This window comes from Winogradskyella algicola, assembly GCF_005869935.1.
In the GTDB taxonomy this organism is placed as follows: Bacteria; Bacteroidota; Bacteroidia; order Flavobacteriales; family Flavobacteriaceae; genus Winogradskyella; species Winogradskyella algicola.
Window position 1 is genome coordinate 228089 of the sequence record NZ_SZQF01000001.1, and the last position, 13148, is coordinate 241236.

Consider the following 13148-nt stretch of genomic DNA (forward strand, 5'->3'; position numbering starts at 1 on the left):
TAAAAAAAGGACAGCCTAAGCTGTCCTTTACACCATATTACACCCTATTTAACGGAACAGGAAGAACCGACTGTCTCTTCTCAAGTACTGAGAACACCTTAAAATCTAACACCACCTCTTTTGAAAGGATACAAGACTCACACGATCTCTCCCACTCCTCTTTGCTTTTAAATACACCAAAAAGGACATAATGAGCTTGTTTTAGGTCTATACCGAATAAACTTTCACATTCTAACTGGTAGTATTCTCGTACCCGAGAATATGCTCTTAGAAGCTTTAAAAATGCTTCCTTTTTGGATGAGTCTACTACACAGTAAACCGTTACGTAATAATAGTATCCTAACAACCTCCAGTTTACCTGGTATCTGGAATCTAATAGGTGTTTTGAAGCCTTTAAATGGTTTGTTCTAACTAAAGTTGCAGGTGGACTTAAGCCTACTCTTCTCGCAAGTTCTTTGTTAGTAATAGCTCCTTCTTGCTGCAGGATCTCTAAGATTGCATAGTCGTAATTGTCTAAATTCTTTTTTCTTGACATGTCTTTGGTTTTAATATTAAACTTGGTACGGGGACTTCTTCCCCAGATTTAGGAGGGGGAGTGATTCATGGGCATGTCTGCGTTTACAAAAAGGGGAGGTTAAAATTTTTTTTGGGATTTTTTTTAAAGTATTTAGTGTAGATACCAAGTTGGTATCTTAAAGGTTATTTTTTTATCACCTTAGAAGACTGCAATATTTTTAACTATATTTATGGTTGTCAACCAATTACAATGAGCAAAACAACTCGAGAGGCTATATATCTATATAATGGCTTTAGACCATACGTACCAAAGAAAAAGCTTAACGACTATGACACCACTTTCCTGAATAGAAAGGTGTACACCGTGAAGTTTATGACGAAATTCATCCGTGACTTTGTAAATCTTAGGTACTATAGAAAGAAGCTTAAAGACCCTAATGATGCTCCCTTGTTCAATTTCTTTCTATTAGAATTTTCAGAACGATATTCTAAATCTACCAAAGCTATAAAAGACTTTAGAGATACCCCTAGAACACTTGACAGGTCTTTTATGTACAAGAATAAGTAGATTAAAATACGTAACGTTACGTATTGACACACATTGAGAATTACGGTATGTTTGATTGATTGTAATAACCCTGTAAAACGGTTCTTCATTATCTCATGAAACTCAAAAAAAATCAACTTATTTATTCTCCATCAGATCTTTCTGCTCACGCTAGCTGTAAGCACCTTACTCAACTCAACAAACAACATGCAAAAGGCGAAATTCCTGACCCACAACCATATACCAATCGCGTATTACAATTACTAAAAGAGAAGGGTATTGAATTTGAAACACGTCACCTTCAAGACATTAAAGATTGTGGTAAGAATGTAATAGAAATAAGCAATGAAGATCCTCATGCTGAGAAACACACCATTGATGCTATGAAAGCCGGTGTTGATATTATTTACCAGGCAAGTTTAAGGGAGGACGGTAAATGGAGTGGATGGGCAGATTTTTTGAAAAAGGTTGATAAACCTAGTAATCTTGGAGATTGGTCCTATGAAGTTTGGGACACGAAGCTGTCCAATGAGACTAAGGCAGGAACGATTTTACAAATTGGACTATACTCAGAACGTGTTGCACAAATACAAGGCTGTACACCAGAGTTTATGGGCGTAATAAAGCCTGAAGGTGAAGAACTCTATCGTTATGACGAACATGCAGCCTATGTAAGACTCGTGAAGCATAATCTGGAAAGCGCAATACAACATGATGAACAAACGTACCCAGAGCCTGTAAACCATTGTGACATCTGTAAATGGTGGGGGACTTGTAATTCCATAAGACGAAAAGATGACCACCTCACGTTTGTAGCCGGAATGAGTACATCTCAGATGAAAGAACTAAGAGCGCACGACATCGATACATTAGAGCAATTAGCACAGCTTCCGATACCAGTACCTTTTGATCCTAGCAAAGGTCATAAAGAGACTTATAACAATCTTCGTGAACAAGCCCATCTACAGTACAAGAGCAGAAACAGAAATTTTGAACCCATCTATGAAACATTAGACGTCGAATCAGGGAAAGGACTCAATAAGTTACCTAAACCCTCCGAAAACGACATCTATCTTGACTTTGAAGGTGATCGGTTAGTTGAACCCGATGGTCTAGAATATATGATTGGCTTCGTACATAAAGGCATATATCACGCGTATTGGGCTAAAAACGAAAAGGAAGAACTAGAGGTTTTTGAAAAATTCGTAGACTTTGCTTTTGCTTTAAAACAAAAAGACCCCTATCTGCATATTTATCACTACGCACCCTATGAAGTTACAGCTTTAAAGCGTTTAATGAGTAAGTATGCCTCCCGAGAAAACGAAATAGACACCTTTTTAAGGTCTGATACTTTTGTGGATCTGTATAGCGTTGTTCGGCAATCTTTACGAGCGAGTGTAGAGAAATATTCAATAAAAGATTTAGAAGTCTTTTTTGAGTACGAGCGGAAAATGGATTTACGAGAGCTTTCTAGTCATAAGTCGCAACTAGAATTACTACTTCAAACAGGAAACATTGACCAATTAACCAAAGAAACTAAAGATGCCGTTCAACTCTACAACCAAGATGACTGCGAATCCCTGATAAAACTTCAAGACTGGTTAGAAGGAATTAGAGCAAAACTCATTGCGGATGGCAAAACCATTCAGCGTCCTGTGGATGATGATGGTGAGGCGAGCGAAAACATTACAGCACATCAAGAACGTATTCAACCGATAATGGACCGTTTGCTTGATGGCATACCCACTATTAAAGCAGAAAGAAGTAAACCTGAACAAGCGCAATATCTCTTAGCTCACATGTTAGATTGGTATCGTAGAGAGAAAAAGTCATTTTGGTGGGAATACTTTAGGTTAAGAGACCTTCCTGTAGACGAGCTTCTGGATGAGAGAAAGGCACTTTCTTATCTTACATATACTGGTATTCGAGAACCAGAAAAGAGAAGTGTAGTTGACACCTATAACTTTCCCGTTCAAGAGTGCGATTTACGTGTAGATCAGAGTTTAAAAGATCAAGAAGGTAACAAGATTGGTTCCGTTTATGAGATTGATATTGATAAAGGTATCCTAAGAATAAAAAAGGGTCCTTCTATTGTTGATTTACCACACCCAGCTTCCGTGTTTAGTTTGGAACATATTTCTACAAGTACTAAAGAAGAAGCTATAATCAGGTTGGCAGAATGGGTTGTAGAAAATGGAATAGATAGTAAGGATACAACCTATAAAGCTGCAAGAAACATGCTTATGAGCGCCCCACCTGACCTTAAATCAGAATTAGGGAATTACAGTAATGTTTTAGAAAGAGCATTTGACTTTGCAAATCTGCTAAACCACAGTTACCTTCCTATTCAGGGTCCTCCTGGTTCAGGTAAAAGTTATACAGGCAGCCATCTTATCTTCAAATTGATTCAACAAGGAAAGAAAATTGGCATTACCGCTCTCAGTCACAAGGTAATCACCAACCTACTCTCCAATGTTTGGAACGTATCTCAAGACTTTGGCACCTCACTCGAAATAATTCAAAAAACAGAGCCAGATGAAGACAACCCAGCTCCTTGGATAGTTAAAAATGATGAGAAAACTATTCAATCTTACATAGGCAAAGCGGATATCATTGCCGGAACTTCTTTTATGTGGAGCAAACCACCTTATGAAAACAGTGTGGATTACCTGTTCATAGATGAAGCCGGTCAATTGTCATTGATAGACACACTTTCTGTAGCTCATGCCTGTTCTAACCTAGTACTCCTCGGTGACCCACAACAATTAAAACAACCACAACAAGGAGTACATCCAGACGGTACAGAAGTCTCAGCCTTAGAACACATTCTACAAGGCGAAAAGACTATTTCTGATGAACAAGGGGTATTCTTAAGTGAAACATGGCGAATGCATCCTAAAGTTAACCGATTCGTTTCAGAACTGTTCTATGAAAATAGACTAAAATCAAAAGCTCACTTAAATGTTCAGAAAATATTAGGCTCTAAGTATCCTGGTGCTGGATTATACCTAGAAAATGTTGAACACTCTGGAAACACCAGTTCTTCCAATGAAGAAGTTGATAAAGTGGAAGAAATTATGACACAACTAACAAATGGTAATGTCTCCTTCATAAATGAAAAAGGTGAAGAAAATGTCCTAACTAAAGATCATATAAAAATAATAACACCTTACAATGCTCAAGTACAAGCTATAAAACAACGTTTACCGCATTTAGAGGTTGGTACAGTAGATAAATTTCAAGGTCAAGAAGCCCCAATAATCATCTATTCCGTAGCCACATCTAGCACAGAAGAAGCTCCAAGAGGCATGAGCTTTTTATTTAGCCCGAACAGACTCAATGTAGCTGTATCTAGAGCTCGTACTTGTTTTATAATGGTATCCAATCCAGCTATCTTTGAATCGGAATGCAAAAGTCCACAACAAATAAAACTCGCTAACGCTTTTTGTAGGTATAAAGAGCTTTCTGAGTGAGAGAATGATGGAAAACACCAGAAAACTTAAAATTGTTGGTTAAAACTAATAGACAAAAGGATCTAAGTTCGATAAAAAATGGTATCTATATACAATTTACCACAAACTAAGAGAGAGATTCTATGTTAGCGTGAAATATATTTATTGAGAAGTACACAATCCATTCTATCACCTTTCATTCACAATTGATTCAGCGAAATTAGATTCGCTATTTCTGACTATCCAAAGCCTACTCGAACTATTGCAGTCAATGAACGTTATCATCCTTTCCATTGCTTTTGGAACTCCGTTTCCTCTGCACCTAATGGAAAAAGGACATGATTCCATAGGCAGTTAAGGTAGTATCTAATTATCCTTATCGTCCTTGGTAGTTTTCTTTTCATCTTTTGGTATAGACACTTTTAGAACGTCGTCTAACGCACCATTTATCTTTAATCTGTCTTTTTCTTCTTTAACAGGTAATTCCTTTTCAAAGTCTTTTTACAAGCTGCTTGTATTTAAAAAACCATTATCCCATAGAGGTTGTTTTATCCAATTTTCTGGAAAAGACATACCTTTATAAATATCAATATTATCATATTTACTAAACAAATCCAACAATCTTTCCCTTAATGTGTTTTTTGGATTTACTCTATCTAATAAATACTTTATTATACAAATATAAACATAAGATGAGTTTTTTGGAACTCCTGTTAAGTCAACCCAATTATAAGTAAGTTCTTTCTTAAATTTTGCAGCTTTATGGGATAAATTTCTGTTCCAAAACCTTGAATGATGAGCACAAATATTCCTAGTGTAAGTTAAAATCATCAACCAATTTTCTAAAATAGGTGTATGCAAACCATAAAATGATGCTATTTCACTTTTAGCTGAAGAATCCTTTAAGTTACTATAAAGTTTAGATAAATGCGTAAATGTAACAATCTCTAGAGCCATCCAACTGGGTAAGTATGTGTTTAGATAGTTTTTTCTGTATTCAAGTGCAAAATCTTCAGCACTATCGATTGACATATCATAAGTACTCTTTAAACTATTGTTGTGAAGACTTGTGTCTTTAAACAATCGTTTATGAGTGTACCAAAAAGAATCATACTTATGTGATAACACATATGTTAATTTTGCTCTGAAAGAAATTTCTATTTTCTCAATATCACTAGAAAGTAGCTGTTTTAATTCCCTGTCAAAGCAATAAATTTTAAATGCATTTTCAAAGGTACTCCCTTCCTTAAATTTATGTTCGCTTTTTGGTTCCTTTAGCATAGGATATAAATATCCGCTAATTCTATAATAACTTAAATTTTCTAGCAAGTGAAGTGCTTTTTCCTTATTTTTAACCTCTAAACCTCTAGAAATAAGTCTTTCTAGCTGTTCTTCGTAAGTAAGAGCTGTTTTTTTATAAACTTTCAAGACTTCTTAAAAATAAAATACCACCCCTAATGCGCTTCAGATGACGAATCATGTGCTAGGCGGGAGTGGTTTGTTGTATGCGAAGATAACTTAATTTGTTGTTGTTGTTGGCAACAAACAATACTTTTTATCTATAATCAACAGGTCTGTAATAGCTAATAATTATATTATTAGCAAATTAGTATCAAATTATTATTACCTTTTTATTAGTCGCTCATAACTCAAAGTACTTTCACTATCTACTAAGAACTTTTCAAAACGCTTTTGGCTATACAAACTAGGAGTATTAAATCTAGCTGAATATTCATCTCTAAATTACGCTTCAAATGGTTATCGCTAACTTGGTATAACGTGTAGACCACACTTTAAAACAGACCAAAAGTTCTCAATATGATTAGTATGTACTTGCCCCTTTATATAGATATTCTATATTGCATATAAGTTTTAGGTATATTTATAAGCATTGCCAGCAAGACTTTTTATATGTCTAAGAAGATTACTTAGTGACAACTTTTTATCTCTGTTGACATTACAAGATGTTCAGAACAAATTCTGAGCTCTCATAGTTACCCTTAGCATAAAGCCTATACTTTATATCCTCAATGCTAGTACAGAGACAACACATGTAAACATCAACGAAGAGGTTGTTTCTTTCATAATAATCGTACTCCCATTGTCTTGGCAATATCTCCTTACAGTACTCCTCCAGCTCTCCAATTGTATAATGAACAGTAAATGACACCTTATTAAACACGTGTTTCTTTTCTTCACTATAAAAAGCGTGTACCAGGAAGAACATTCCCTCTATTCTATCTATTTTGTAATGTGTCGTTATGAACGTTAAGTATGCTTTTAACTGCTGATCAAAGTTTAGTCTTTTTGCCATTTATTTATGTTTAGTTTGTTTTAGTTTCTCGATTTGCTCGCTAACCTTTAGCTGAACTACTTTACCATAACTATCTTGTGTAATTTTCATACTAGAATGCCCTAACAGCTCGCTTACAATTTCCATAGGAACATCGTTATATAATAGCACAGTACTGGCAAATGTACGCCTAGCCATGTGCGTTGTCATTCGTTTGTCAATACCTATGATATGGGCTATTTCCTTTAGGTAAGAATTATACCTCTGGTTACTAATTTGAGGAAGTACTTTAGATTCTGAATTAGAATACCGCTCTATGATCTCTAATGCCTCTGGAAGCAGAGGAACTGAAATTTGCTTACTTGTTTTCTGCCTTTTCATTTGGATCCATGGGTTTCCATCAAAACCTTTCACTATATGATCCTTGGATAGACTCATAGCTTCTATATACCCTAGCCCAGTGTAGCAGGAGAACACAAATAAATCTCTTATAACACCTAGTCTAGACTGAACAAAAGAAAATTCCTTGACTTTTTCCAGCTCTTCTTGACTGAGGAATATTACCTCTCGATTCACTCTTTTTGCCTTATGCAATAGAAATGGATTTTCGCTTAGTACTTTCTTGCCAATAGCAGCTTTAATCACCTTTTTAAATCTCTGAAGTTTCTTATTAATTGTGACCTGCTTCAGCTTACGGGTTACTTTGTAATAGTACTCAAGGTCATCTATGAATTGGATATCTAGTGATGTAATGGGCACATCTTTCTTCTTGTACCTTATATATATAAACCTTTCTATGTCCTGATAGATGTACAGAAACTTATTCCAGGTTACTTCCTTTAAATCGACTCCTACAAGGGCTTTATTTCGCTTTAGATAACCTCTATAGAATTCTAATAAGCCTATCTGATTTACTGCCTTTTCACCTTTAACAAGCCTAACTATGTCTACTACGTCATACTGTCCTTTACGCACTTCTAATTCCAACTGAGCAGTTAGAATTTTAGATCGAATTAATTGTAATTTTCTAGTGTGTAGAACCTGATCTTGGCAGGTACCTAAAATTGACTGTTTTTTTGCATTCCAATGCTCAGGGTTAACAAAAATTCCGGTAGAAAAGGGCTTCCTTTTTCCATTAAATGTGATTCTACATGATAAAGGACATTTACCCTGTTTATTCTCTTTAGACCGCATTAACACGAATCTTATGCTAACTGGTTTGCCTAGTGATTCCATAGTTACCATGGTGTTTTACTAGGTATGTTTTTCGGATTCAATTTTGGGTACCTCCAGATTTTTTTTTGGGTACCCGAATTCTCTACCTTTTTTAAGACAAAAAGCCTATTTTTCTAAAAAAGGTTATTTAGTGTAGATTATAAAGATATTCGTGTTATCGTACTACAGGTAAGGCTTTAACAAAAAAAAGACGCCACTTTTGAAAGTGACGTCAGGCTTTTTTTGCTCCTCAGGTTGGGCTCGAACCAACGACCCTCTGATTAACAGTCAGATGCTCTAACCAACTGAGCTACTGAGGAAGGTGTTTTTTCGCTTTAGCGAGCGCAAATATAAATTATTTTTTAATCTCTGCAATATGAAAACTTATTTTTTTATTGTGTAATTGCTTTAAATATATCGTTACCGTTTGCAAACAATACTAACGCTATTAAAATAAAGAACCCAACAATTTGCGCACGCTCTAAGAATTTTTCGCTTGGTTTACGACCAGACACCATTTCATAAAGTAAAAACATCACATGCCCGCCATCTAATGCTGGTATCGGTAATAGATTAAGTATCGCTAACATTATTGACAAAAAAGCTGTTAATCCCCAAAAATAAGGCCAACTCCAAACTGGTGAAAATTGATCGTAAATTGCTTTAAAACCTCCCAATCCTTTGTAAGCTCCTGTACTTGGATTAAAAATTGCCATTAATTGGTCTCCATAGTTACTAATGGTTTTAGTAAACTTTCGCCATCCTGCACCAAAACTTTCACCAAAGCTATACTCTTTTCTAAAGATATCATAGTAACCTAATTCTTCAAAACGTTTAGGATTGTTGTAAGGTATAATCCCAAACTTCCCTCTTTCATTAAGTTGAAGTTTCATTGTTGAACGTGTATTGTCCTCATGCAATACCTCAACAGAAATACTCGTATCTTTTAAGTCTCCTTTAACTTCATCTAGTTGATCGTAATACTTTAATGGTTTTCCGTTAATACTCGTTATAACATCTCCTTGCTTTAAGCCTTTATCTTTGTTTAAAGAAGAGTCGGCAACTTTACCAACCATAAAAGGTATGCGATATTCGAAATTAGTTTTTACACCACTAGCAGAATATTGTCCTAAAAAATCTTCAGGTAAATCAATGGTTTGTTCTTTACCATCTCTACTTATTGTAATAGACTGTGCTTTAATGAGATTAAAACCAATGTCAGAATCGTTAATAATTGGCTCATCGTTTATAGCTAAAACCTTGTCTCCTGTCTTAAAACCTAAATCACTTAACAACGGATTTTCTATTGAATAACCATCTTTTAAGCTTTCAACTTTAACATCAGAATCACCGTAAACAAAGGATATAGCTACGTAGATAACATAAGCTAAAATAAAGTTTACCGTTACACCACCAAGCATAATAATTAAACGTTGCCAAGCAGGTTTAGATCTAAACTCCCAAGGCTTTGGTGGTTGTGCCATTTGCTCTTTATCCATGCTCTCATCTATCATTCCGGCAATTTTCACATAACCACCTAAAGGCAACCAACCAATACCATAAACGGTATCACCGATTTTCTTTTTGAATAGTGAATACTTTACATCAAAAAAGAGGTAAAATTTTTCAACCTTAGTTTTAAAAAGTTTTGCTGGTATAAAGTGACCCAACTCGTGCAATACGATAAGAAGGGATAAACTTAGTAAGAATTGGGATATCTTAATTACAAATTCCATGTAGTCATTTTCAAATTTCGATTGACAAAAGTAACGTTTTCAAGGCATTTAGAAAACAATTGTATTTCCAAACAGAATATTTTTTACAATGAATTATAAATCACTGTCTTACAGCATTATATTTCTGTTAAAAATATTTAAGAAAATTTACCTTAATCGTATCTTTGCAATTCATAATTTTTGAAGCTTAATCTATGTCTTTCCTCTCTTTTTTTAAAGAATATAAAAAATTTGGAATTTTCTTTACCGTATTGTCTCTTATCATACTAGCAATCATCTACAATGTACTCAATGTTCCTACACCTCTACCTATCTATCAACCTGCTATGGTAAGTGAAGAGTTGGTAGATAGTACTATACAACATCAGGCAAAATATCATAAGATTGCAGATTTTAGTCTAATTAATCAAAATGGCGAAACCATTACTCAAGACACCTACAAAGATAAAATTTATGTTGCTGATTTCTTCTTTACAACGTGCCAAACCATATGTCCGATAATGACAGACCATATGTACCAAATACAAAAAGAAATTATTAGTGATGATGAAGTGATGCTACTTTCGCACTCTGTAACACCAAAAATTGATAGCGTTGCACAGCTTAAAAAATATGCCAAGAAAAAGGGTGTCATTGACCGTAAATGGAATTTAGTAACAGGTGATAAAAAACAGATTTATGAATTGGCAAGAAAAAGTTACTTGGCTGTAAAAACAGATGGCAATGGAGATGAGTATGATATGATCCATACCGAAAACTTTATGCTTATAGATAAAAAGCGCCAAATCAGAGGTTTCTACGATGGCACCAATCCTGAAGACATCAAAAAAATCCTTGAAGACATCAAAATCTTAAAGCAAGAAGACTAAATTCTTCTAAAAGCACTTTAAACACTTGAATATTTAGCTTATTTTTGCTTCTTTAAATTCAATCTAAATAAGGATAGCTTGACACTTGCAGATTTAAAACGCGGAGAACAAGGCATCATAAAAGATGTATCATCAATACATATTCCATTAAAATTATTAGAAATGGGATGTTTGCCTGGTAACACAGTTGAATTGGTTCAAGTTGCGCCATTTGCAGATCCTATGTACCTCAACATTAATGGTACACACCTCGCCTTAAGAAAAGAGACTGCAATACACATAACAATAGAAATCGTCAATGGGTAAGCAGATCAACGTTGCGTTAATAGGAAATCCTAATACTGGTAAAACTTCGGTATTTAATGCTTTAACAGGTTTAAACCAAAAAGTTGGTAATTATCCTGGTATTACTGTTGAAAAAAAAGAAGGGATTTGCAAACTTCCGCGTGGTGTTAAAGCACACATCATAGATTTACCCGGAACATACAGTCTTAATGCTTCTTCTTTAGATGAAAACGTAGTTATTGAGTTATTGCTTAACAAAAACGATAAAGATTTCCCAGATGTTGCTGTAGTAGTTAGCGATGTAGAACATCTTAAACGTAACCTTTTGCTCTTTACACAGATTAAAGACCTGGAAATCCCGTGCATATTAGTTATTAATATGTCTGATAGAATGGCTTACAAAGGTATCACTCTCGATATTCCTTATTTAGAAAAGCAACTAAACACTAAGATTGCACTTGTAAGCACAAGAAAAAACAACGGAATATCTGAACTAAAAGAACTAATCACCAATTTTAAAGAGCTTTCTACAGAGCCTTGTATGAATGCCTCTTCCATAGACGAAACTTACTTTAATAACCTAAGAAAGGCATTTCCTAATCAGTTACTATATAAACTGTGGTTAGTAATAACGCAAGATGTCAACTTTGGTAAAACAGATAGAAAGACTATTGAATACGTTACCAATTTTAAAACAAAAACCAAAGCCGATTTAAAACGTCTTCAGCAAAAAGAAACCATTAAGCGCTATCAGTTTATAAACGACACCCTTAAAGAAGGGCAAACAATTGACTTAAAATCTGCTAAGGATTTAAGAATTAAACTCGATAGAATTTTAACACACAAAGTTTGGGGTTATTTAATATTTGGAATAATCTTACTTACCATTTTTCAGGCAATTTACGATTGGTCTAGTGTACCAATGGATTTTATAGACGAATCTTTTGCCTCTCTAAGCGAGTGGACTAAGAGCATTTTACCACAAGGAGCTTTTACAAGTTTGCTAGCTGAAGGTATCATTCCTGGTTTGGGTGGTATTGTCATTTTTATACCTCAAATAGCCTTTTTGTTTCTCTTTATTTCAATCTTAGAAGAAAGTGGGTATATGAGTCGTGTTGTTTTCCTAATGGATCGTATTATGCGTCGTTTTGGGCTTAGCGGAAAAAGTGTTGTGCCTCTAATTTCTGGTACAGCTTGTGCCATCCCAGCAATTATGGCTACTCGTAATATTGAAAGTTGGAAAGAACGTCTCATTACCATTTTAGTAACACCTTTTACAACATGTTCTGCTAGGTTACCTGTATATCTTATAATCATTGCATTAGTAATTCCTGAAGGCAGAATTTTAGGCCTCAGTTATCAGGCATTGACTTTAATGCTCTTGTATTTAATTGGTTTTGGTGCTGCAGTTGGATCTGCTTGGGTACTTAACAAAGTATTAAAAATTAGAAGCAAAACCTTCTTTGTGGTAGAAATGCCTAATTACAAAGTACCATTAATAAAAAACGTTGCGCTTACAGTTTTAGAAAAAACAAAAGCCTTTGTATTTGGTGCTGGTAAAATCATCTTAGCTATTTCGATAATTCTATGGTTTTTAGCCTCTTATGGACCAGGAAACGATTTTAATAATGCTGAAGAAATTGTAACAGAGCAATATGCTTCTAATAATCTTTCAGATGAAGAATTACAACAAAAAATAGCATCTCATAAATTAGAGCATTCGTTTATTGGTATCACAGGAAGAGCCATAGAGCCTGCTATTAGACCACTAGGTTACGATTGGAAAATAGGCATTGCAATAGTATCTTCATTTGCTGCTCGCGAAGTATTTGTTGGTACTCTTGCAACCATTTACAGTGTAGGTAGTGATGAAGAAGAGACTATAAAAAACCGAATGGCTGGCGAAGTAAACCCTATTCTTGGTGGACCACTATTTAATTTTGCATCTGGGATTTCCTTGCTACTGTTTTACGCCTTTGCAATGCAATGTATGAGTACGCTCGCTATTGTAAAACGTGAAACTAATTCGTGGAAATGGCCATTATATCAATTAGTAGTAATGAGTTCTTTTGCTTATATTGTAGCATTGATTGCATTCCAGATCTTAAAATAGATGAACGATATTATTCAAAATATACTAGTTTTTTCGGCACTGCTGGTTTCTTTAGGGTTTCTAATCAAAAAATTCATCTGGAAACCTAAAAAAGTATCAAACAAATCTTGTGACTCTGATGG

General features: G+C 34.8%; 10 protein-coding genes and 1 tRNA gene. 5 read left to right on the forward strand and 6 right to left on the reverse strand.

Going from position 1 to position 13148, the window contains the following annotated elements:
• Positions 1-37: 37 nt before the first annotated feature.
• On the reverse strand, positions 38-535 hold the full coding sequence (locus FC091_RS00905) for an Lrp/AsnC family transcriptional regulator (protein ID WP_138432399.1): 498 nt from the start codon (positions 533-535) through the stop codon (positions 38-40).
• Positions 536-766: 231 nt separating this feature from the next.
• On the opposite strand from FC091_RS00905, the gene FC091_RS00910 reads away from it, so the two are divergent.
• Both FC091_RS00910 and FC091_RS00915 read left to right on the forward strand, forming a co-directional pair.
• Positions 767-1084 (forward strand): hypothetical protein, encoded by a 318-nt coding sequence (locus FC091_RS00910; RefSeq protein WP_138432400.1) that lies wholly within the window; start codon positions 767-769, stop codon positions 1082-1084.
• A 95-nt stretch (positions 1085-1179) separates the two neighbouring features.
• Complete coding sequence (locus FC091_RS00915; RefSeq protein WP_138432401.1) at positions 1180-4536, forward strand: TM0106 family RecB-like putative nuclease; 3357 nt, start codon at positions 1180-1182, stop codon at positions 4534-4536.
• 480 nt (positions 4537-5016) lie between these two features.
• Here the strand turns inward: FC091_RS00915 and FC091_RS00920 are convergent, their stop codons facing one another.
• The 5 genes from FC091_RS00920 to rseP all read right to left on the reverse strand — a co-directional run bounded on the left by FC091_RS00920 (position 5017) and on the right by rseP (position 9759).
• Positions 5017-5943, reverse strand: a complete 927-nt coding sequence (locus FC091_RS00920; RefSeq protein WP_138432402.1) for an Abi family protein — start codon at positions 5941-5943, stop codon at positions 5017-5019.
• A 529-nt stretch (positions 5944-6472) separates the two neighbouring features.
• Entirely contained in the window at positions 6473-6829 is a 357-nt protein-coding gene (locus FC091_RS00925) for a hypothetical protein (protein ID WP_138432403.1), read from the reverse strand.
• On the reverse strand, positions 6830-8044 hold the full coding sequence (locus FC091_RS00930) for a site-specific integrase (protein ID WP_138432404.1): 1215 nt from the start codon (positions 8042-8044) through the stop codon (positions 6830-6832).
• Between the two features lie 225 nt (positions 8045-8269).
• Positions 8270-8343: transfer RNA gene (locus tag FC091_RS00935), tRNA-Asn, on the reverse strand.
• Positions 8344-8415: 72 nt separating this feature from the next.
• Entirely contained in the window at positions 8416-9759 is a 1344-nt protein-coding gene (rseP, locus tag FC091_RS00940; RefSeq protein WP_138432405.1) for an RIP metalloprotease RseP, read from the reverse strand.
• 194 nt (positions 9760-9953) lie between these two features.
• Here rseP and FC091_RS00945 point away from each other — a divergent pair, with 194 nt between their 5' ends.
• The 3 genes from FC091_RS00945 to feoB all read left to right on the forward strand — a co-directional run bounded on the left by FC091_RS00945 (position 9954) and on the right by feoB (position 13026).
• Positions 9954-10628: an SCO family protein gene (locus FC091_RS00945; RefSeq protein ID WP_138432406.1), complete on the forward strand. Its 675-nt coding sequence runs from the start codon at positions 9954-9956 to the stop codon at positions 10626-10628.
• 78 nt (positions 10629-10706) lie between these two features.
• Complete coding sequence (locus tag FC091_RS00950; protein ID WP_138432407.1) at positions 10707-10934, forward strand: FeoA family protein; 228 nt, start codon at positions 10707-10709, stop codon at positions 10932-10934.
• Positions 10927-13026, forward strand: a complete 2100-nt coding sequence (feoB, locus tag FC091_RS00955) for a ferrous iron transport protein B (RefSeq protein ID WP_138432408.1) — start codon at positions 10927-10929, stop codon at positions 13024-13026. Before FC091_RS00950 ends, feoB begins: the two co-directional genes overlap by 8 nt.
• The last annotated feature ends 122 nt before the right edge of the window (positions 13027-13148 follow it).